This is a genomic window from Roseitalea sp. (assembly GCF_984466335.1).
The window spans coordinates 1-20,547 of record NZ_CFIFWG010000038.1 but is presented as its reverse complement, the minus strand read 5'-3'; the positions used below and the strand labels follow the sequence as shown (position 1 = coordinate 20,547).

Below are 20,547 nucleotides of genomic sequence, written 5' to 3'. Positions count from 1 at the left end.
CCGCCCGGCCGATCACCTTGAGCCTGTCGGCGGCGGCGATCAGCTTTCCGGTGACCTTGGTCGCCGAGCGGATGGCGAGACCGTCATAGCCGCCGATCGCGGCGAGCAGCCCGTCCTTGTCCTTGCCGAGGTCGGGCTGGAAATCGACGTCGACGCCGCGGTCCCTGAAGATCTGAACGGCGGTGGGAGACAGCTTGTCGGAAACGAGAACGCGGGGTTTCATGGATTGGGTCCTTGGTGGAGAGAGTTTGGGTCAGGGGTGCCAGTGCCAGCGGTTCCTCGCACTTCGAGTGCTCGCCGCCATTCCCTCATCCCGAGGTGCGAGCGCAGCGAGCCTCGAAGGGGCAGGGAATGGTGGCTCGCATATCAGCATGAGGAACCACCGGTGGCGCAGGCGAAATCAGGCCGCTTGCCTCAGCGCCGTCTTCCGCATCTCGAACGCCCAGGCGAGCCACGGCATCAACGCCTCAAGGTCGGCGGTCTCGACCGTGCCGCCGGCCCAGATGCGCAGGCCCGGCGGCGCGTCGCGATAGGCGCCGATGTCGAGCGCGGCGCCCTCGGCTTCGAGCGCAGACACCATGGCCTTGGCGAACGCGGCCTGCCCGGCCTCGTCCATCGCGGTGACGGCCGGATCGGTGATCTTCAGGCAGACCGAGGTGTTGGAGCGGGTCGCCGGATCGGCGGCCAGATTGTCCAGCCAGTCGACCGAATCGACGAAGGACTGGATCACCGCCAGGTTCGCGTCGGCCCGCGCGACCAGCGCGTCCAACCCGCCGATCGCCTGCGCCCATTCGAGCGCGTCGATACAGTCCTCCACGCACAACATCGAGGGCGTGTTGATGGTCGCGCCCTCGAAAATGCCCTCGATCAGCCTGCCGCCCTTGGTCAGGCGGAAGATCTTCGGCAGCGGCCAGGGCGGCGCATAGCTTTCCAGCCGCTCGACGGCGCGCGGCGACAGGATGAGGACGCCATGGCCGCCCTCCCCGCCCAGCACCTTCTGCCAGGAGAAGGTCGTCACATCGAGCTTGGCGAAATCGAGGTTCTGGGCGAAGGCGGCAGAGGTCGCATCGCAAATCGTCAGCCCCTGCCGGTCGGCGGGGATGAAATCGCCGTTCGGTACGCGCACGCCCGAGGTCGTCCCGTTCCAGGTGAAGACGACGTCGCGGTCGAAATCGACCCGGCCGAGGTCGGGCAGTGCGCCATAGGGCGCATCCAGCACCCGCGCGTCTTCCAGCTTGATCTGCCTGACGACATCGGTCACCCAGCCCGCGCCGAACGACTCCCAGGCCAGCATGTCGACGCCGCGCGCGCCGAGCATGGACCACAGCGCCATCTCGACCGCGCCCGTGTCGGACGCGGGCACGATGGCGATGCGGTAATCGTCCGGCACGCGCAATATCTCGCGCGTCAGATCGATCGCGCGCTTCAGGCGGGCCTTGCCGATCTTCGATCTGTGGGAACGGCCGAGCGAAGCGGTCGAAAGCCGGTCGGCGGACCAGTTCGGACGCTTCTTGCAAGGGCCGGATGAAAAACGGATATCGGCCGGACGCATGTCCGGCCTGACGGGGTCGGCTGTCATGTCTCTATCCTTTCAGATAGCTGCCTCTCGTTGGGGAGAGGTGTCCCGCCGGGGGGCTTAGTCCTGCCTGGCGTCGCGGTCAAGCGACGTTCTCGTGACGATGCCCGCGCACGCAAAAAGCCCGGCCGGAGGGGCCGGGCTTTGCGAAAGAGCGGTGAAGCGGGCGTTACTTGTAGACGACCGGCGGTTCGTACGGTTTCGGCGGGTGGTAGGGCTTTTGGAAGCTGCCGAACTTGTAGCGCAGGCCGGCGCGCACCTCGTGCACATTGATCGAGCGATCGAAACCGGGACCCGTCGATGCGGCATATTCAAACATGCGGCCGCCGGAGATGTGCTTGTAGCGATAGCCCAGGTCGACCGATATCCTATGGGTCGCCGCATAGGAGACACCCGCCATCAGCGCGTAGGCGAAGCGCCAGTCGGAGGTGCCCGCATGGATAAAGGTTCCCGACTGATCGAACCCGGCCGGAATCGTGTTCGAAAGGTTGTGCCACTGCACATAAGCCCCGCCGATGCCACCGCCGACATAGGGCGTGATGCCGCTGTAGGTGCCAAGATCGACATAGGCGTTGGCGAGCAGCGTCCAGGCCTGATAGCCGGTCGTGTCGGCCGACGTACAGGTCAGCGTCGCGCCGCCGCTGGTACAGGTTCCGGTTGTCGAGCCTTCGAAGTCCGACTTGAAGCTGTAGTCCAGCGTCAGGTCTGTGCGCAGATAGTGGCCGATCTGATAGCCGACGCCGCCGCCGACCGAGAAGGTGCCCTTCAGCTTGCCATCGAGAAAGCCCGGCGTTCCGGGGACGCCGGCGCCGTAGGTGATGTAGTCCGCGCCGCCGAACCGGCTCCACAGATAGCCCACATCGCCGCGAATATACCAGCCCGACACTTTCTTCGGCACCACCTCGGGATAGTGCACGGGCCGCGCTTCGATGACCGGCGGCTCATAGAGGTCGGCCGCATGCGCGGTCGTGCCGAGCGCCGCCGCCATGGCCCCAAAGACGGCAAGTCCTGCTGCTGCATACTTCATGGTCATCCCCTCGGACAGCCGGACCCGATATGGCATCGGGCGCTGGTCATGCTCGCGCAGAATATGCGGCGGCAAAGGTTAAAACGCGCTTAACCGTGTTTATTGACCATAGCCGCGCGCGGGCGCCCTCATTACGGCGCGCAAGGGCCGCCGGGCCGCGGACCCGAAACGGCGATGTCAGGCCGCCGTCTTCAGGTCGGCGATCACATCGACGATGCCGTCGACGATGCGCTCGACCAGATCCGGGTCGTCGCCCTCGGCCATCACGCGGATCAGCGGTTCGGTGCCCGAAGGGCGGATCACCAGGCGGCCTTCATTGCCCAGCTTCTGCCGCGCATCCTCGACCGCGCTCTTGACGCGCGCATCCTCAAGCGGCGCGCCGCCGCCGAACCGCACATTCTTGAGCACCTGCGGCACGGGTTCGAACTTGCGGCACGCCTCGCTGGCCGGCCGTCCGCCCGCCACAAGGCAGGCCAGCACCTGCAACGCGCTGATCAGCCCGTCGCCGGTCGTCGCATGGTCGGAGAGGATGATGTGGCCGGACTGCTCGCCGCCGACATTGTAGCCATGGGCACGCATGTGCTCGACCACATAGCGGTCGCCGACCCGTGTGCGGGCCAGGCCGAGCGCGTGGTCGCCCAGAAACCGCTCAAGGCCCAGATTGGACATGACGGTCGCCACGATCCCCTCGCCGCGCAACTGCTCGCGCCGCTTCCAGTCCTCGGCGATCATCGCCATCAGCTGGTCGCCGTCGACGATGTCGCCCTTCTCGTCGACCACCAGCACACGGTCGGCGTCGCCGTCGAGCGCGATGCCCAGATCGGCGCGCACTTCGCTCACCTTGGCGCGCAGCGCGTTGGGGTTGGTCGAACCGCAGTCGCGATTGATGTTGAGCCCGTTCGGCTCGTTTGCGATCGCCACCACCTCGGCGCCCAGCTCCCAAAGGGCCGCGGGCGCGGCCTTGTAGGCGGCGCCGTTGGCGCAGTCGACGACGACGCGCAGCTTGGAAAGGCTCAGGGCGCGGGGAAAGGTGCGCTTGGCATATTCGATGTACCGGTAGAGGTCGCCGTCCACGCGCTTGGCGCGGCCGATATCGCCCGCCTTGGCGAACTGGCCGGTCAGATCCTGGCCCATATAGCGCTCGATCTCGACCTCGATCCGGTCGGAGAGCTTGTAGCCGTCGGGTCCGAACAGCTTGATCCCGTTGTCCTGGAACGAATTGTGCGAAGCCGAGATCATCACGCCGATGTCGGCGCGCAACGAGCGGGTCAGCATCGCGACGGCCGGCGTCGGCACCGGGCCGAGCAGGAACACGTCCATGCCCATCGAGGTGAACCCGGCCACGAGCGCATTCTCCAGCATGTAGCCCGAAAGGCGCGTGTCCTTGCCGATCACGGCGCGATGGCGGTGCTTGCCGCGCTGGAAGGCGACGCCCGCCGCCATGCCGACCTTCATCGCCACGTCCGGCGTCATCTTGCCGACATTAGCCGTGCCGCGAATGCCGTCGGTGCCGAAATAGCGACGTGTCATCTGATTTCACTCCGGCTCAAGGACGCCCCGTATCCGCTCCGCGCCATAATACAGGCCCGGCGCGCAACGAAAGCACAAAAACCTTTCAAACGGTTTCAGCGCGCGAATGCGAGGCCGGCATCACCGGTCGCCGAAGGCGGTCTTGAGCAGGTCGATCTGCGTGTTGACCGGATTGTCGGCCGGGGCGGCGGCACGGACCGGCCCCGCATCTCCGGCAAGATGAATGTCCATGCGCTGCATGCGCGCCTGCAAGCGCAATGAGCGGCGCGTCAGGCCGCGGAAGCGTTCAGGAAGTGCGTTCCAGTTCTCAAGATCGCCCCCCGGCGCCGGGCCGTCGAGCCGTATCTTGCTCTTTTCGCTGTCGACCTGATCCGCCGTCATCTCGCCGTTGGCAAGGGCACGCTGCAACAGCAACCAGGAGGCCATCTGCATCAGCCGGGTCGTCAGGCGCATGGATTCGGCCGCATACAGCGTTGCCACCGGGCGCGCCAGCGCCTTGGCCTCGCGTCGGCCGTCGCCGTCCAGATAGGCGGCGGTCTCCTCGACCAGTTGCATGCCCTCGCCATAAAGCTCGGTGAACGACGGCGAAGCGACCTTGTGATCGATGAACCGGATTGTATTTGACCCGCCTGCCATGTCACGCGATCCCTGCTGACGCCGCTGGCACATTCATCGCGCGCCAGTCACCTGAACGCCACGATTGTCGAACGTTTCACACAGCGAGGCAAGCGCATCCTTAACGGACGGTTAACGCGCCGCCGGGCACCGCCGGACGCGGAAACCGGACAAAAAAAGAGCCGTGAAAACGGCTCTCAGGAGTTAAACAGGGAGGCGTCAAACAAAGCAACGTGGTCACTCTGATTGAATTCGAATGAAATTCGAACAGATGTAGTAAACGCGCATAAAGCTTAACATCAGGTTAACACAATAGCACCGCGGTGAAATTTAACGGCCCATTTCCCGAAGGCTGCTTGTCCGAAGGCTGCTTGGGCCGTGCTCCGGCCGCGCAGGCGCGGCTTGCGATACCGGCCTCGATGGGCGCGCTTCCGGCGCGCAGCGGCTCGACCGGCACATCGGGTTCATTGCGGGACAAAAGCGAGATATCCTGGCCGGCAAGGAGGACGGGCCGCGTCTCGCGCGCGGGCTGTAGCGACGGCTAGGTTTCGGGCAAGGCATCTGCCTCCCCAGTTTTTGCCGGTTGCCACATAAGGCCGCCTCATCGACAGACCTGGGCCGAACGGACAGCGCAGGATCGTCGACGATGACACAGATGATTGCAATCACCATCACCGAACCTGGCGGGCCCAAGGTGCTGCGCCCCGAGCGACGGCCGATACCCCAGCCGGACCGGGGGGAGGTGCGCATCAGGGTCCATGCCGCCGGGGTCAACCGGCCGGACGTGTTGCAGCGACAGGGCGCATACCCTCCCCCGAAAGGCGCAAGCGACGTGCCGGGCCTGGAGATCGCCGGCCGGATCGACGCGCTCGGCACCGGTGTGTCGCGCTGGAGCGTCGGCGACGAGGTCTGCGCGCTGGTGCCCGGCGGCGGTTACGCCGAGCATTGCATCGCGCACGCCACGCATTGCCTGAGCGTGCCCGAGGGCCTGACCATGACCGAGGCGGCCGCGATTCCCGAAACCTTCTTCACCGTCTGGCACAATGTGTTCGAACGCGGCGGCCTCAAGCGCGGCGAGACGCTGCTGGTCCATGGCGGCACATCCGGAATCGGCACCACGGCCATCCAATTCGCCGTCGCGTTCGGAGCGCATGTGATCGTGACGGCAGGCACCGACGAAAAGTGCCGCACATGCGTGGAGCTTGGCGCCAAGCGGGCCGTCAACCACCGCACCGAGGACTTCGTCGAGGCGGTGCGCCATGCCACCGACGGGCGCGGCGCCAACGTCATCCTCGACATGGTCGGCGGCGATTATGTCGACCGTAACTACACGGCCGCGGCGAGGGACGGGCGGATCGTTCAGATCGCCTTTCTGAAGGGCCAGCGCGTGGAGGCCGACTTCTCCAAGCTGATGCGCAAACGGCTGACCCACACCGGCTCCACGCTCCGTCCGCGATCGGCCGAGTTCAAGGCGCGCCTTGCGGCGGAACTGGAAAAAACGGTTTGGCCGCTGCTCGCGCAGCGGCGCATCGCGCCGGTGATGGACATGGTCTTCCCGCTCGCCGATGCCTGGCGCGCCCATGAGCGCATGGAACAAAGGGTCCACACCGGCAAGATCGTTCTGGACGCCACCTGAACCCCACGGACCGGGACGAAACGCCGAGCCCCACGAACAAGCCGGGCGCGCGGCCCGGCCCCGTTCGCATCGCCGTCGCCGATCAAGCCGTTTACGAGCCGACGAGCTGGCCCAGGCGCATGAACAGCGTCTCGCCGTTGGAATCGTCCACGCCGTCATTGTCGGTGACCACGAAGAAGTCGCCATTGGCGTCGATCGCCAGGCCCTCGACCTTGTCGAGCGCATAGCCGCCGAAGGCCGCCATGTCGGGCAGAAGATCGCGCACCTCCTGCTTGCTGACGACCGGCAGATCGCCGCCCAGCGGCGCCGGCCGCATCTCCGACAGCGGCACGCGGAAGATCTTCTTGAGCCGTGCCGCGGCGCCGATCTGGTTGTCGCGCTCGATGACGTAGACGAAATCGCCATGGGCGACGATCTCCGACAGGCCGATCCAGCCGGCGCCCTTGGGCTCCAGCCGATAGCGCACCGCGCCCCATTCCTCGGTCTCGATGTCGTAGGCGACGAGCTTGACGAAACCGTCCTCGTCATCGGCCCATTCGCGCTGGATGGCCACCCAGAGCGTGTCGCCGACCTTGGTGACGCCTTCCGAGCCGAAGCGCTTTTCGACCGCCAGCAGTTCGGGCGGGAACGCAATGCTGTCCTTGATCTCGCCATCGCCGTTCACGCGGTAAAGGCCGTGCGGGACCATGCGGCCCGTGCGCCCCTCCGAGGCCAGCCAGAAGCCGCCTTCGCCGTCCGGTGTGATGCCTTCCAGATCGAGAAGCTGGGCGTTGGCGCCGCCGCGCGTGACGCGCGTCGCCGCGGTGATCTGCGCCGGCGTCCGGTTTGCGTCGATCGTGAAGATCGTGGGCTGCATGGCGTAGAACGAGTCGTTGACCGCATAAAGGATGCCGGGCCGTTCGGGATCGGCGGCAAGGCCGGACAGCGCGCCGAAGCCGATCGGGCGGCCTTGTTCGTCCAGCATCGAGCGGATGGTCGGATATTGGGCTTCGCCCGCGCCCAGCCGGTAGATCGTCACATGGCTGCGCACGCCGCCATCGTCGATCAGGTCCACCTCGTTGGCGACCGCAAGCAGGTTGCGCTGCGGGATCGCGACCGCGCCTTCCGGGCCGAGCGCGGTCGGCAGGATTTGCGTCAGTTCGGGATCGCCTCCGGGATTGTCGCGATAAACGCCGACCACCGACCCGCGCTCGGACAGAAGGAAGATGTACGTCGCGCCGCCGATCTCGGCCACTTCCATGCCCTCGGGCTCGACGCCCTTGTTGCCCGAACGCTTCTCGGGATAGTGGCCGAGCATCGCCACCTCATATTCGAAGGAAAGGCCGCTCTCGTACAGGACCTCGCCTTCCTTCGAGAAGATCGTGAAGCCGCGCGAGCCGCCCTGGTAATCGCCCTCATTGGCGGTGACGATGCGGTCATTGTCGAGCCATTTGACGGCATCGGGCTCGCGCACCACGCCTTCAAGCGCGCCGTCGAAGGTCAGCGCGCGTTCCTCGTCCACATCGACATTGTCGAGATCGACCGCGCCGGCCGAGAAGTGCGAGACCACCGCGCCCGAATGGCCGTCGAAAATGGCGATATGGTTGTTTTCCTGAAGCGAGACGACCACTTCATTGGCCGAATTGATGTCGACGAATTCGGGCTCGGGATCGTCGCCGGCGATCTCGGCAAGGCCGGTCAGGTCGATTGCGAGGCGGCTGTCGCAGTCGATCGCGCCGCTGGCCAGGCGATAGGTCACGGCGAAGCCGGCGGGCATTTGCGGGATCATCCCGTCATTGAGGTCCTCGTCGCGCTCGTTCTCGATCGCGACGGCGACCATCGTGCCGTCCGGCGAGATGGCGACCGAATCGGGCTGGCCGCCAAGATCGCAAGCCTGTTCGACAGCGCCCGAAGCCAGATTGACCGAGACGAGCCGGCCGGACGGGTCGGTGTAGCTTTCCGACGTGTTCAGGCCGACGACGGCGCGGCCGCCCCGGACGGCGACGGCGGTCGGCTCGCCGTCGAGCGCCACGAAGCCGGCGGCGACCGGATTGGCCGGATCGGAAATGTCGACCCTGCCGATGCCGCCCAGCGGGCTGTCCGAATAGACCAGCATCATGCCATCCTCGGTCACATCGATGATCTCGGACGAGCTTTCGCTGTCCTGGCCCATCTCGGCCGGGATGTTCTCATTGACCGGGAACGAGGCGATGCGGTTGAAGGATTCGGCGCCGGCCGCCGCCGAAAGGCCGGCAGCGATCGCGACCGCGGCGGCGGACGTAAGAAGGACTTTGTGCATGGTGGGTTCCTCAGGGGAAAGAAATGCAGCCCTCTTTCCGTGGACGCATGACAGTTGCGTGACGGTTTGATGAAACAAAGATGACCGTTCACAAACGGCAACGCCATTGCGCTTGGCGGCGGCGGGGCGTATATCGATCCGATATTCCGGACATTGGCGGTCAAGGCCACGCCCGCGGCACCGGCGCGGACGGACAAGACGATTTTATCTTCAAGGGAATGCGCACATGGCAAACCAGCTTCTCATGCCCAAGGCGACGGCCGTCTGGCTGGTCGACAACACGGCTCTGACCTTCGATCAGATCGCCAGCTTCTGCTCGCTGCACCCGCTTGAGGTCAAGGCGATCGCCGACGAGGAATCGGCGCAGGGCATCAAGGGCGTCGATCCGATCAGCAACGGCCAGTTGACGCGCGAGGAAATCGCCAAGGGCGAAGCGGACCCCGGCCATGTGCTGCAACTGTCCGAGCCGAAGGTGCGCGTTCCGCAGGCCAAGCGCAAGGGGCCGCGCTACACGCCCGTTTCCAAGCGCCAGGACCGGCCGAACGCCATCCTGTGGCTTGTGCGGCACCATCCCGAGCTCAAGGATGCGCAGATCTCGCGCCTGGTCGGCACCACCAAGAACACGATCGAGCAGGTGCGGAACCGCACCCACTGGAACTCGGTCAACCTACAGCCGGTCGATCCGGTGGCGCTCGGCCTTTGCTCGCAGATCGACCTTGATTTCGAGGTGCAGAAGGCGGCCAAGAACCGCCCGGCCGAGGTGCCCGCCGAGACCGGCGACACGCTTCTGCCGGCCTCCCAGACCGAGACCATGCCCGTGTTCGCCGGTGGCGACGAGCCGCCCGCGCCGCGGCCGGCCGAAGAGGAAATCGACGCGGACGCCGTGTTCGCCAGGCTCAACGCGCTCAAGAAGGACGATGAAGAAAAAGCGGAGGAGTAGGAACGAGGCGGAAATCGTGCCGCTTCAGGCACCAGCCGATCACGGTCCCAGCCGATCACGGTCCAGGTGCCGCCCCAGCATGTCGAGCTTGCAGCGCTCTTCGGCGCTGATGCGGTGCGCCGGCGCACGGATCTCGACAGATTTGAGCCGGGCGCCGGGTTGCCGAGGCAGGGGTGGTATCGCACGGGGCTCCTGACGGCATTGCGTCAGGAGATCGAACGGGCTTGTCTTCAGATCTCGTCGGGAAGGTCGACGACATAGTTGAGCGCCAGCCGCCCGCCATCGGCGTGGATGGTCTCGCCGGTCATGTAGCTCGCCTCGTTCGAGGCCAGGAACGCCACCGCCGCCGCGATCTCGCCGACCTCGCCGATCCTGAGCAGCGGGGTGCGCGACAGGATGCGCCGGCGCGCCGCCGCATCGGCGTTCACCGATGCCAGCATCCCGGTCATGACCGAGCCCGGCCCGACCGCGTTGACGCGGATGCCGTGGGGCGCGAGCGACAGCGCCATCACCCTGGTCAACTGGGCGATGCCGCCCTTGGAGACGCAATAGGGCACCTGGTCGGGGATCGCGACGGTGCCGTTGATCGAACCCATATTGACGATCGCCCCCGCCGGCCCACCGGCCTTGACCTTTTCGACCATATACCGGCCGACCGCTTGGCCGCACAGGAACGCCCCCTTCAGGTTCACCCGCAGTACACGGTCGAAATCGGCCTCGGTGACGTCGAGGAAGTCCGCGCCATGGACGATGCCGGCATTGTTGACGAGCACGTCTATGTCGCCCCAGCTCTCGATGACGGCGGCGACCATGTTGTGCACGTCCAGCCGGTTGCCGACATCGGCGGGGATGAACCGGACCTCGCCCAGATCGGCGAGCGATTCCTCGGCGGCCTCGCCCTTCTTCTTTTCGAGGTCGGCGAGAGCCACGCGCGCGCCGTCCTGCAGGAAGCGCTTGGCGATGCCGTAGCCGATGCCCTGCGCGCCGCCGGTGACGATGGCGATCTTGCCGTCGAGTGCCATGGGTGCCTCCCGCCGTTTCAATGACGGCCGGACGCTAGCTCTTTTTGCGCTCCGAGGAAACGGCACAGCCCGGTGGGTTCGGCTATCGCAACCGCCCCTGTATGGGGTCACGAATTGCGACCGCAAAACCGTCTGCGTACAAGAGCCATGCCTTTACGGTCAGGCGCGTTTGGATTTGCGGCGTCACGCCACCTTCCCGCCGATCGCCCCGATGCCGCGCGCCTTCAGCGCCTGGCCGATCTCGTCGAGGATCGCCGGATCGTCGATCGTCGCCGGCGTCTTCCAGGGCTGGTCGTCGGCGATCTTCTGCATCACGCCGCGCAGGATCTTGCCCGAGCGCGTCTTGGGCAGGCGCTTGACGGTGAGGGCGATCTTGAAGGCGGCGACCGGGCCGATCTCCTCGCGCACCAGCCCGACGACGGCCTTTTCGATCTCGGCGTCGCTCCTGTCGACGCCGGCATTGAGGATCAGGAAACCGGCGGGCAACTGGCCCTTCAGATCGTCGGCGATGCCGATCACGGCGCATTCGGCGACATCGGGATGAGCGCCGATCACCTCCTCCATGGCGCCGGTGGACAGGCGGTGGCCGGCGACATTGATGATGTCGTCGGTGCGCGCCATGATGAAGACGTAGCCGTCCTCGTCCTTGTAGCCCGCGTCCGCCGTCTTGTAGTAGCCGGGAAACGCGTCGAGATAGGCCGCCCTGAACCGCGCATCGGCGTTCCACAATGTCGGCAGGCAGGAAGGCGGCAAGGGCAGCCTGAGGACGATGTTGCCGAGCGTTCCGGCCTCGACGGGATGGCCCTCGTCGTCCAGAACCTGCACGTCATAGCCCGGCATCGGCACGGTCGGCGAGCCGATCTTGACCGGAAGCCGGCCCAGACCCACCGGGTTGCCGGCGATCGCCCAACCGGTCTCGGTCTGCCACCAATGGTCGATGACGGGCACGTTCAGTGCCGTCTCGGCCCAGCGGATCGTGTCCGGATCGGCCCGCTCGCCGGCGAGGAACAGCGTGCGCAGGCCCGAAAGATCGTAGTCGCCGATCAGGACGCCCCCGGGATCCTCCTTCTTGATCGCGCGGATCGCCGTCGGCGCGGTGAAGAGCGCCGCCACCTTGTGCTGCTCGATGACGCGCCAGAAGACGCCGGCATCGGGCATGCCGACCGGCTTGCCCTCGAACATCAGCGTCGTCGCCCCGTGCAGGAGGGGCGCATAGACGATATAGGAATGACCGACGACCCAGCCGACGTCCGAGGCGGCCCAGAACACCTCGCCGGGCCTGATGTCGTAGATCGCATCCATCGACCATTTCAGCGCGACCATGTGGCCGCCATTGTCGCGCACCACGCCCTTGGGCTGGCCGGTCGTGCCGGACGTATAGAGGATGTAGAGCGGATCGGTCGCCTCGACCGGCACGCACGCGACGGCGGTGCCCGCCTGGCGGTGCGCGTCGACACCGGCGCGATAGTCGACATCGCGGCCCTCCTTCAGCACCGCCATATGCTGGGGCCGTTGCAGGACGACGAGGTGGGACGGCGAAAAGTCCGCCTCCGCCAGCCCGTGCTCGATCAGGGGCATGTATTCGACGATGCGGTTGGGCTCGATGCCGCACGAGGCGGTGACGATCACCTTGGGATGGCAGTCGTCGATGCGGGTCGCCAACTCGGCGCCGGCGAACCCGCCGAAGACCACCGAATGCACCGCGCCCAGCCGCGCCGCCGCCAGCATCGCCACGACCGCCTCGGGCACCATGGGCATGTAGATCATCACCCGGTCGCCCTTGCCGACGCCCAGATCGCGCAGGACGGCGGCGAGCGCCTGCACCTCGTCGCGCAGTTCGCCATAGCTGACCGTCCGCACGGTGCCGGTGACCGGACTGTCGTGGATGATCGCCGCGCGATCGCCGTGCCCGGCTGCCACATGCCGGTCGACGGCGTTGTGGCACGTGTTGCAGGTCGCGCCCGCGAACCAGCGGCCATAGACGCCCCGATCCGCGTCGAGGACCTCGTCCCAGGGCGAGAACCAGTCGATCGCCGCCGCCTGCTCGGCCCAGAAGCCGCAAGGGTCCGACAGCCAGTGCGCATAGACGCGCCCGTACTGCGATTGATTGTCCATCCGCGCCTCCTCCCGATCGGCGCGCAGGCCCTCCCCCCGGCGGCACTTGCCGCGCCCGCCGACCCGCCTGCGCGATCATGATGTCTTATGACCGGCCGCGCCGCGCGTCCATCCGACGATGGTTTGGCTGTCCTTGTCGAGGCTCCAAGGACGAGGGGAGACGGCGCGTTCTGCCATCGCACCCATCCCCAAGTACAAGCCATGTACAAGCCATCATCGCCCCCGCCCCGAGGCGCGACGCCGAGCTTGCCGAAGCCGAGCCCCGAAGGGCGAGCTTCGGGTTGCCCAAGCGCGCTACCCGGCCTGGCGCAGCGGCGTGACGTCGGAAACAGCCGGGCCGGACAAGGCGTCCCCGCGATCGCCCGTCGGCACGATCCAGCGGGCGAAGTGCCGGCCCCAGACACGATACCCCTCCCCATTGGGGTGGAATCCGTCGCGGGCGAATGCGCCGCGCGTCTGCGGGGGAACGCGTTCGGTGACGATGCCGCCGCGCTCGCGGCACATGCGCGCGCCCATCGCGTTGATCAGTTCGGCGCGCGCGGCGAGAATCCGGCCAAGCGTCCTGGGCAGGACCGGGCACTGGCGCATGTCGGGGATCGGACACCAGATGATGCGCGCCTGCGGAAAGCGGGTGCGCGCGGCATAGAGCAGCGAGCCGAAATCGCGCTTGAAACGCCGCACCACGTGGAAGTTCTTCATGTCGTTGATGCCCACCGAAAGGACCACATGGGTCCAGTCGCGCGCTTCGACATGGGGGAGGATATGGTCGCGAATGTCGGACGCGGTCGCCGAATTGCCGGCCGCGGCGCGCCAGTTGACGGTCCAGCCGGTGGCCTCGTTGACCGCGCGGGCAATGCTGAAGGCGAGCGTGTCTTCAAGCGTCCGCATGCCAACGCCGGCGACCGTCGAATCGCCCATCACCAGGAGCCGCACCTCGCCCTTGGCGCCGGCAATGCTGCCCTCGCCGGGCGCATCGATCGGCAGCAGCCGCTCGATGCGCATGCGCAGCCGGATGCCCTGCCACGCATAGATCGGGAACATCGCCCAGGAATAGAGCGCCGTCGTCGTCGGTGGTTGCGTCAGGTCGGTCATCGTCCCGCCAGAAAGCCTTGCAGACCGATGATATTAGGGCGAATCCGTTTCGGTTGGAAGACGGCAGGCGCCGGCGCCTCAGGCCGCTTCCCGCTCCCGGCTCCATTGTCCGGCCGCCGCCAGCGCGTTCATCCTCGCCCGGTGCGCGAAGGCCGCCTGGCCGGCGGCGACGTTCTCCGCCTTGCCGCCCCAGGCCGCCAGAGCGGCCGCCTGGAGCGCCCGCCCGTAGGAGAAGGTCAGCGGCCAGGGCATGCCGCCGATCTCGTTCATCAGCGACAGATGCGCGGTCGCCTGCTCGTCCGACTGGCCTCCCGACAGGAAAGCGATGCCGGCAACCGCCGCGGGAACGGCGGTCTTCAGGCAAAGCACCGTCTTTTCGGCGACCTCCTCGCGGCTGGCCTGGACGGGACAGTCCCGCCCCGCGATCACCATGTTGGGCTTGAGCACCATGCCTTCGAGGTCGACGCGCAGCGCGACAAGCTCGGCGAACGTTTTTTGCAGCACGGCGAGCGTGACCGCAAAGCAGGTGTCGATATCATGGCCGGCCGACGGGCCGTCCATCAGCACCTCGGGCTCGACGATCGGCACGATGCCCCGCTCCTGGCACAGAATCGCATAGCGGGCGAGCGCATGGGCGTTGGCGGCGATCGCCGCCGCCGTCGGCAGGCCGTCGCCGATCGCGATGACCGCGCGCCATTTGGCGAAGCGCGCGCCCGCATCGTAATAGGCGTCGAGCCGCTCGCGCAGCCCGTCCAGCCCCTCGGTGACCGTCTCGCCGGCAAAGCCGGCCATCGGCTTTGCGCCCTTGTCGACCTTGATGCCCGGCACCGCGCCGGCGGCCGTGATCAGTTCGGCCAGATGGGTGCCGTCCGCCGCTTTCTGATAGAGCGTCTCCTCGAACAGGATCACGCCCGAGATGCTCTCGGCCATCGCCTTGGCGGACCGGAACAGCATCTCGCGATAGGCGCGCCGATTGTCCTGACTGTTCTCGACGCCGATGGCGTCGAACCGCTTCTTGATGGTGCCGGTCGATTCATCGGCGGCCAGAAGACCCTTGCCCGGCGCCATCATCTTTTCGGCGATATCCTCAAGCCGTTCGGTCATCATCGTCTCCTCGTGCGAACCGTTCGCGACCGCATAGCAGACCGTTTCGAATGGTCAAAGACGACCATCGGTCGCTCAATCGATTGAATGAACGGCGCCTGCGATTTGCGCACGAAAATCAGAGCGACAGGTAAAAACGATGCGGGACCAGGGCTCCGGCGACGCGGCGGTCCATGAGGGATCGCGGCGGCCTGATTCGCCCATGTGCAACGGATACTTATTTCTATCTAAATTTTATTGCAAGAACTGATATACTAGACCTCTTTATTGGAGGAATGAACGATGAAATCACTGCTTTCATTTGTCATGGTCATCTTGGTCGGGCTCGTGCCGGCACTGGCCGACGGCCACGACACAATAGACACGTTCGATCCATCGCTGACGGCCGATTTCATCGTCAAGACCGTTGCACGAACCGATTGCACACCGATTTGCGGCAACCCGGTCTGCTGCATCGCGATGCAGCTGCGCTTCGCAAAATATGCTGGCGAGGGCAGCGTGGAGGAACTGCGCGATCAGGTGACGACACTTGCACCCGACCTGTCGACGTTCCTTGCGGCTGCCGACGAGGATCCGTCTCTTTACGAAAAGGTCGGATTGGCTCCGATCGTCGACCTCGATGAGTTTGCGGAAGCCGAGCAGGTTCTGATGAGTGCCGTACAGTCTTCCATAGGGGTCGATATGGAATGCTCGACCTGCTGCTTCAATTGCGGCGGCAAGGTATGCTGCGGCGGATGCTGGACCTTCTGACCCACAAGCATGAGCGCTACACGTCAAGCGCGGCGACACCGGGCAGCGCCCTGCCCTCCATCCATTCCAGGAACGCGCCGCCGGCGGTCGAGACGTAGCTGAACCTTTCGGCGCAGCCCGCCCTGTTCAGCGCTGCCACCGTGTCGCCGCCGCCGGCCACCGAGACGAGGGCGCCGCGCGCGGTCTCGGCCGCCGCGTGCCTTGCGGCGGCGATCGTCGCCGCATCGAACGGTTCGATCTCGAACGCGCCCAGCGGCCCGTTCCAGACCAGCGTGGCAGCCTGGCCGATCCAGCCATTGACCTTGGCGACCGTGGCCGGCCCGACATCGAGGATCATCGCGTCCGCCGGCACCCGCTCGACCGGCACGGTCCGGCTTGCGGCGCCCGCCCTGAATTCGTGCGCCACCACCGCATCGACCGGCAGCACGATCGCGCACCCGGTCCGGCCCGCCTCGACCAGGATCGCATTGGCGGTATCGGCCAGATCGTGCTCGGCCAGCGATCGGCCCACATCGATGCCCCTTGCGGCGAGGAAGGTGTTGGCCATGCCGCCGCCGATCACCAGCGCGTCGACCTTGGAGACCAGGTTCTCAAGAAGGGCGATCTTCGTGGACACCTTGGCGCCGCCGACAATGGCAACGACGGGTTCCGCCGGATTGCCGAGCCCCTTCTCCAGCGCTTCGAGTTCGGCCTGCATGGACCGGCCGACATGGGCCGGCAGCAGCCGCGCCAGCCCCTCGGTCGTCGCATGCGCCCGGTGCGCGGCGGAAAAGGCGTCGTTGACATAGATGTCACCATTTTCGGCCAGCGCCCCGGCGAAGGCGGGATCGTTATCTTCCTCGCCGGCGTGAAAGCGGGTGTTTTCGAGCAGCACGATATCGCCGGCCGCCATGTCCGCGATCCGCCCGGCAACGGTCCGGCCGATGCAATCGGCGGCGAAATACACCCTGTGGTCGATCGCCTCCTCGACGGCGCGGGCGACCGGCTCCAGCGACATCTCCGGCACCACCCTGCCCCTGGGCCGGCCGAAATGGGCCAGAAGGATCACCTTGGCGCCCCTGTCCGACAGTTCGGTGACGGTCGGCGCGACGCGCTCGATCCGCGTCGCGTCGGTCACATGGCCGTCCTGCATCGGCACGTTCAGATCGACGCGCACGAGCACGCGCTTGCCGGCGATGTCGGTCAGGTCGTCAAGGGTCTTGAAGGGCATCGGGTGGGCCTTTCCGGCATGGAGAACTGCCCGGCTTCCTATGAAGAATGCCGCGCGGATTCAACGCCAATCGGCCCCGCAAGGGCGTTTGCGCCTACATCAGCCTCGCCATGGCGGCGGCCGTGTCAGCCATGCGGCACGAAAAGCCCCACTCATTGTCATACCAGCTCATCACCCGCACCAGATTGCCGTCCAGCACCTTGGTCTGCGGCGCGGCGAAGTTGGACGAGTGCGGGTCGTGATTGTAGTCGATGGAGACCTTGGGCTCGGTGTCATAGCCTAAAATGCCGCGCAGCGGCTGGTCGGCCCATTTCTTGAGCGCCGCGTTGACCTCCTCGGCCGTCACGTCGCGCGAGGGCACGAATTTGAGGTCGACGACGGAGACGTTCGCGGTCGGCACGCGGATCGCCGACCCGTCCAGCTTGCCGGCCAGTTCGGGCAGGACCAGGCCGACCGCCTTGGCCGCGCCGGTCGAGGTCGGGATCATCGACATGGCCGCCGCGCGCCCGCGATAGAGATCCTTGTGCAGCGTATCGAGGGTCGGCTGGTCGCCCGTATAGGCGTGGATCGTCGTCATATAGCCCTTTTCGATGCCGAACTCCTGGTTCAGCACATGGGCCACCGGGGCCAGGCAGTTGGTCGTGCACGAGGCGTTGGAGACGACATGATCGTCGGCGGTCAGCGCGTCATGGTTGACGCCGTAGACGACCGTCCTGTCGGCATCCTTGCCCGGCGCCGAGATCAGGACACGTCCGGCGCCGCTTTCGAGCAGCATCGCCGCCTTGTCGCGCGCGGTGAAGATGCCCGTGCACTCCATCGCGATGTCGACGTCGGACCAGGGCAGCCTGGCCGGATCGCGCTCGGCGGTGACGCGGATCGGGCCGCGACCCACATCGATCGTGTCCCCGTCCACCGTGACCGTGCCCGGAAACCGGCCGTGCACGCTGTCATAACGCATGAGGTGCGCATTGGTCTCCACCGGCCCCAGATCGTTGATCGCGACCACCTCGATGTCGTCGCGGCCGTTCTCGACGATGGCGCGCAGCACGTTGCGGCCGATGCGGCCAAAACCGTTGATGGCTACCTTCACACTCATATCTACTCCGTCTCCTGATCGACAAGATCGTCCTGGATTGCTCCGGTTCAGGCCGCGTCCGTCCTGCGGCCCAGGCGCGCCTGGGCCGCCGCGACGACGGCGTCGGCGGTGATGCCGAAATGGGCATAGAGCGCCTTGTGCGGCCCCGAGGCGCCAAAGCCGTCCATGCCGATGAACACGCCGTCCTCGCCGATGAAGCGCGCCCAGCCCTGCTCGACGCCCGCCTCGACGGCGATACGGACCGGCGCATCGCCGATGATGGCGCGCTGATAGTCGGGCGACTGAAGTGCGAACAGGTCCATGCAGGGCACCGAGACGACGCGGACCGGATGGCCCGCCGCCTCCAGCCTGTCGCGTGCTTCAAGCGCGATCTGCACCTCAGAACCCGACGCGAAGACCGCAACGACAGCATCCTCGCCGGCGGTCGCCAACTCATAGGCGCCGCGCGCGCAGCGGTTCTCGGCCGTAGCCTCGGTGCGCACGGTCGGCAGGCCCTGCCGGGTCAGGGCGATGGTGGCCGGCGTTCCCGGCGCGCCGAGCGCCAGTTCCCAGCACTCCATGGTCTCCATCGCGTCGGCGGGCCGGAACACGTGGTGGTTGGGAATGGCCCTGAGCGCGGCCAGATGCTCGACCGGCTGATGGGTCGGCCCGTCCTCGCCAAGGCCGATCGAATCGTGCGTCATCACGTAGACGACGCGCACGCCCATCAGCGAGGACAGGCGCATGGCCGGCCGCGCATAGTCGGAAAAGACCAGGAAAGTGCCGCCATAGGGGATCAGCCCGCCATGCAGCGCGATGCCGTTCATGGCGGCCGCCATGGCATGCTCGCGAATGCCGTAATGCATGTAGCGACCCGAGAAATCGTCGGGCGTGATCGGCCCGGTCTGCTCGGTCCTGGTGTTGTTGGAGCCGGTCAGGTCGGCCGACCCGCCAAGCGTCTCCGGCAGCGCGCCGTTGATCACGCCGAGCGCCATCTCGGACGCCTTGCGCGTGGCGACGGCCGGCTTGTCCTCGGCGAGCCTGGCCTTGTAGGCCTCGGCCGCGCTGGCGAAGGTTGCCGGCAGGTCGCCGCGCATGCGCCGCTCGAACTCGCTCTTGACGCCGTTCTCGGCGGCATCGAGCCGCTTCCGCCACGCCACGCGCTCCTTGCCGGCCGAAAGCCCTGCCACGCGCCAGTCGTCCAGAATGTCCGAGGGCACCTCGAACGGGCGGGCGGTCCAGCCATAGGCGGCGCGCGCGCCGGCGATCTCCTCGGGGCCGAGCGGCGCGCCGTGCGCCTTGGCCGTGCCCGCCTTGGTCGGGGCGCCGAAGCCGATGGTCGTGCGGGCGGCGATCAGGGTCGGCCGGTCCGCGCCCTGGGCCCGTTCAAGGGCGGCGGCGATCGCGTCGGGGTCGTGGCCGTCGATCCGCTCGGTCGCCCAGCCCGACGCCTCAAAGCGCGCCACCTGATCGGTGGAGTCGGCCAGCGCGATGTCGCCGTCGATGGTGATGCGGTTGTCGTCCCAGATCACGATCAGGCTGGAGAGCTTTAGATGGCCGGCGAGCGCGATCGCCTCCTGGCTGATCCCCTCCATCAGGCAGCCGTCGCCGGCCAGCACATAGGTCTTGTGATCGACCAGATCGGCGCCGAATTCGGCGCGCAGCCTGCGCTCGGCGATCGCCATGCCGACGCCGTTGGCAAGCCCCTGGCCGAGCGGCCCCGTCGTCGTCTCGATGCCCGCCGCATGACCGAACTCGGGATGGCCGGCGGTCTTGGCGCCAAGCTGGCGGAAGTTCCTGATCTCGTCGATCGTGACGTCCTCATAGCCGAGCAGGTACAAAAGGCCGTAGAGCAGCATGGAGCCGTGACCGGCCGAAAGCACGAACCGGTCCCGGTCGGGCCAGTGCGGCTGCTTGGGGTCGAACTTCATGAACCGGGTGAAGAGCACGGTCGCGATGTCGGCGGCGCCCATGGGCAGGCCCGGATGTCCGGAATTGGCGGCCTGCACGGCGTCCATGGCCAACACGCGGATCGCATGGGCCATCCGGTCGTGTTTGTCGCGTTCAATCATATGTGGTTTCCGCTGATGTCGGTTGGGCGCGGGGCGGGTCGGCACCGCTTTTCCGGACCAGAAAGCGCGCGCGACACATAGCAGGTGGGAAACCGGAGTCAACAAAGCGGGCGGAGGCAATGGCGGCGCCCGGAAAGCTGTGCATCGGGCTTGGGCCGGCATTGTGATTCGGGCGTGCCGGAGGCAGTTTTAAGCACGCTCTTATCGAGACACGCTAACGCCTTATTGTTGCTGACAAAGATTGCCTGACAATCCATAATCCGCTCGCCATGGCCGGTCCGCAAACCATCACCGGGGTCCTTGACCGTCTCGAAAACGCCCTCGCCGTGCTCGACGATGCGGTCGACCGCTCGGCGGAGAGGCGGCGCGAGCAGGTCGAGGCGGAGGAGGAGGTGCAGCGGCTCAACGCCGACCGGGCGCGACTGGCCGAGGACCTCGATGCGTCCGAAGCGCGGGCCGGACGGCTCGAAGAGGTCAACAGGGAAGTCTCCCGGCGCCTCGTGAC

16 protein-coding genes and 1 pseudogene are annotated in these 20,547 nt (G+C 66.6%); 4 read left to right on the top strand and 13 right to left on the bottom strand.

Translation table 11 applies throughout. The features are described from left to right. The 5 genes and pseudogenes from AC5E6L_RS05530 to rcdA all read right to left on the bottom strand — a co-directional run. Nucleotides 1–223, bottom strand: a pseudogene (locus AC5E6L_RS05530) (phosphoglycerate dehydrogenase); the annotation flags it as partial. A gap of 177 nt (nt 224–400) precedes the next feature. Further along, the gene (locus AC5E6L_RS05525) at nt 401–1,579 is read right to left on the bottom strand and encodes a phosphoserine transaminase (protein ID WP_491228828.1); all 1,179 of its coding nucleotides are present in this window, start codon (nt 1,577–1,579) and stop codon (nt 401–403) included. A gap of 166 nt (nt 1,580–1,745) precedes the next feature. After that, the gene (locus AC5E6L_RS05520) at nt 1,746–2,603 is read right to left on the bottom strand and encodes an outer membrane protein (RefSeq protein WP_491228827.1); all 858 of its coding nucleotides are present in this window, start codon (nt 2,601–2,603) and stop codon (nt 1,746–1,748) included. Between the two features lie 177 nt (nt 2,604–2,780). Then, a complete protein-coding gene (gene glmM, locus AC5E6L_RS05515; RefSeq protein WP_491228826.1) occupies nt 2,781–4,133 on the bottom strand; it encodes a phosphoglucosamine mutase in 1,353 nt (450 codons plus the stop codon). Between the two features lie 120 nt (nt 4,134–4,253). Next, nucleotides 4,254–4,769: a protease adaptor protein RcdA gene (rcdA, locus tag AC5E6L_RS05510; RefSeq protein WP_491228825.1), complete on the bottom strand. Its 516-nt coding sequence runs from the start codon at nt 4,767–4,769 to the stop codon at nt 4,254–4,256. Nucleotides 4,770–5,403: 634 nt separating this feature from the next. Here rcdA and AC5E6L_RS05505 point away from each other — a divergent pair. Then, on the top strand, nt 5,404–6,384 hold the full coding sequence (locus AC5E6L_RS05505; protein WP_491228832.1) for an NAD(P)H-quinone oxidoreductase: 981 nt from the start codon (nt 5,404–5,406) through the stop codon (nt 6,382–6,384). Nucleotides 6,385–6,475: 91 nt separating this feature from the next. On the opposite strand, the gene AC5E6L_RS05500 is transcribed toward AC5E6L_RS05505, so the two are convergent. After that, nucleotides 6,476–8,662 (bottom strand): esterase-like activity of phytase family protein, encoded by a 2,187-nt coding sequence (locus AC5E6L_RS05500; protein ID WP_491771819.1) that lies wholly within the window; start codon nt 8,660–8,662, stop codon nt 6,476–6,478. Nucleotides 8,663–8,888: 226 nt separating this feature from the next. Here AC5E6L_RS05500 and AC5E6L_RS05495 point away from each other — a divergent pair, with 226 nt between their 5' ends. Continuing rightward, nucleotides 8,889–9,602, top strand: coding sequence for a DUF1013 domain-containing protein (locus AC5E6L_RS05495; protein ID WP_491228823.1), 714 nt, complete (start codon nt 8,889–8,891; stop codon nt 9,600–9,602). Between the two features lie 230 nt (nt 9,603–9,832). On the opposite strand, the gene AC5E6L_RS05490 is transcribed toward AC5E6L_RS05495, so the two are convergent. From AC5E6L_RS05490 to AC5E6L_RS05475, 4 genes are all read right to left on the bottom strand, one after another. Next, nucleotides 9,833–10,624, bottom strand: coding sequence for an SDR family NAD(P)-dependent oxidoreductase (locus tag AC5E6L_RS05490; protein WP_491771816.1), 792 nt, complete (start codon nt 10,622–10,624; stop codon nt 9,833–9,835). A gap of 183 nt (nt 10,625–10,807) precedes the next feature. Next, the gene (locus tag AC5E6L_RS05485; protein ID WP_491771814.1) at nt 10,808–12,739 is read right to left on the bottom strand and encodes a propionyl-CoA synthetase; all 1,932 of its coding nucleotides are present in this window, start codon (nt 12,737–12,739) and stop codon (nt 10,808–10,810) included. 294 nt (nt 12,740–13,033) lie between these two features. Beyond that, entirely contained in the window at nt 13,034–13,831 is a 798-nt protein-coding gene (locus AC5E6L_RS05480; RefSeq protein ID WP_491230959.1) for an SGNH/GDSL hydrolase family protein, read from the bottom strand. A 78-nt stretch (nt 13,832–13,909) separates the two neighbouring features. Next, complete coding sequence (locus AC5E6L_RS05475) at nt 13,910–14,935, bottom strand: class I fructose-bisphosphate aldolase (protein ID WP_491230960.1); 1,026 nt, start codon at nt 14,933–14,935, stop codon at nt 13,910–13,912. Between the two features lie 282 nt (nt 14,936–15,217). On the opposite strand from AC5E6L_RS05475, the gene AC5E6L_RS05470 reads away from it, so the two are divergent. After that, nucleotides 15,218–15,685 (top strand): hypothetical protein, encoded by a 468-nt coding sequence (locus AC5E6L_RS05470; protein WP_491229417.1) that lies wholly within the window; start codon nt 15,218–15,220, stop codon nt 15,683–15,685. A 16-nt stretch (nt 15,686–15,701) separates the two neighbouring features. Here AC5E6L_RS05470 and AC5E6L_RS05465 read toward each other — a convergent pair whose 3' ends face one another. From AC5E6L_RS05465 to tkt, 3 genes are all read right to left on the bottom strand, one after another. Next, nucleotides 15,702–16,895: a phosphoglycerate kinase gene (locus tag AC5E6L_RS05465; protein ID WP_491229418.1), complete on the bottom strand. Its 1,194-nt coding sequence runs from the start codon at nt 16,893–16,895 to the stop codon at nt 15,702–15,704. 94 nt (nt 16,896–16,989) lie between these two features. After that, nucleotides 16,990–17,991: a type I glyceraldehyde-3-phosphate dehydrogenase gene (gap, locus tag AC5E6L_RS05460; RefSeq protein WP_491771811.1), complete on the bottom strand. Its 1,002-nt coding sequence runs from the start codon at nt 17,989–17,991 to the stop codon at nt 16,990–16,992. Between the two features lie 47 nt (nt 17,992–18,038). Further along, the gene (tkt, locus tag AC5E6L_RS05455; RefSeq protein WP_491771810.1) at nt 18,039–20,042 is read right to left on the bottom strand and encodes a transketolase; all 2,004 of its coding nucleotides are present in this window, start codon (nt 20,040–20,042) and stop codon (nt 18,039–18,041) included. Nucleotides 20,043–20,311: 269 nt separating this feature from the next. Between tkt and AC5E6L_RS05450 the strand changes: the two genes are divergently transcribed. After that, nucleotides 20,312–20,547, top strand: a 236-nt coding sequence (locus AC5E6L_RS05450) for a DUF4164 family protein (RefSeq protein WP_491771808.1), incomplete at its 3' end; no start/stop codon positions are given.

Excerpts from the sequence above, each read along its gene's own strand:
- AC5E6L_RS05525 (WP_491228828.1), bottom strand. The coding sequence starts at position 1,579 with ATGACAGCCGACCCCGTCAGGCCGGACATGCGTCCGGCCGATATCCGT.
- AC5E6L_RS05520 (WP_491228827.1), bottom strand. The coding sequence starts at position 2,603 with ATGAAGTATGCAGCAGCAGGACTTGCCGTCTTTGGGGCCATGGCGGCG.
- glmM (WP_491228826.1), bottom strand. The coding sequence starts at position 4,133 with ATGACACGTCGCTATTTCGGCACCGACGGCATTCGCGGCACGGCTAAT.
- rcdA (WP_491228825.1), bottom strand. The coding sequence starts at position 4,769 with ATGGCAGGCGGGTCAAATACAATCCGGTTCATCGATCACAAGGTCGCT.
- AC5E6L_RS05505 (WP_491228832.1), top strand. The coding sequence starts at position 5,404 with ATGATTGCAATCACCATCACCGAACCTGGCGGGCCCAAGGTGCTGCGC.
- AC5E6L_RS05500 (WP_491771819.1), bottom strand. The coding sequence starts at position 8,662 with ATGCACAAAGTCCTTCTTACGTCCGCCGCCGCGGTCGCGATCGCTGCC.
- AC5E6L_RS05495 (WP_491228823.1), top strand. The coding sequence starts at position 8,889 with ATGGCAAACCAGCTTCTCATGCCCAAGGCGACGGCCGTCTGGCTGGTC.
- AC5E6L_RS05490 (WP_491771816.1), bottom strand. The coding sequence starts at position 10,624 with ATGGCACTCGACGGCAAGATCGCCATCGTCACCGGCGGCGCGCAGGGC.
- AC5E6L_RS05485 (WP_491771814.1), bottom strand. The coding sequence starts at position 12,739 with ATGGACAATCAATCGCAGTACGGGCGCGTCTATGCGCACTGGCTGTCG.
- AC5E6L_RS05480 (WP_491230959.1), bottom strand. The coding sequence starts at position 13,831 with ATGACCGACCTGACGCAACCACCGACGACGACGGCGCTCTATTCCTGG.
- AC5E6L_RS05475 (WP_491230960.1), bottom strand. The coding sequence starts at position 14,935 with ATGACCGAACGGCTTGAGGATATCGCCGAAAAGATGATGGCGCCGGGC.
- AC5E6L_RS05470 (WP_491229417.1), top strand. The coding sequence starts at position 15,218 with ATGAAATCACTGCTTTCATTTGTCATGGTCATCTTGGTCGGGCTCGTG.
- AC5E6L_RS05465 (WP_491229418.1), bottom strand. The coding sequence starts at position 16,895 with ATGCCCTTCAAGACCCTTGACGACCTGACCGACATCGCCGGCAAGCGC.
- gap (WP_491771811.1), bottom strand. The coding sequence starts at position 17,991 with ATGAGTGTGAAGGTAGCCATCAACGGTTTTGGCCGCATCGGCCGCAAC.
- tkt (WP_491771810.1), bottom strand. The coding sequence starts at position 20,042 with ATGATTGAACGCGACAAACACGACCGGATGGCCCATGCGATCCGCGTG.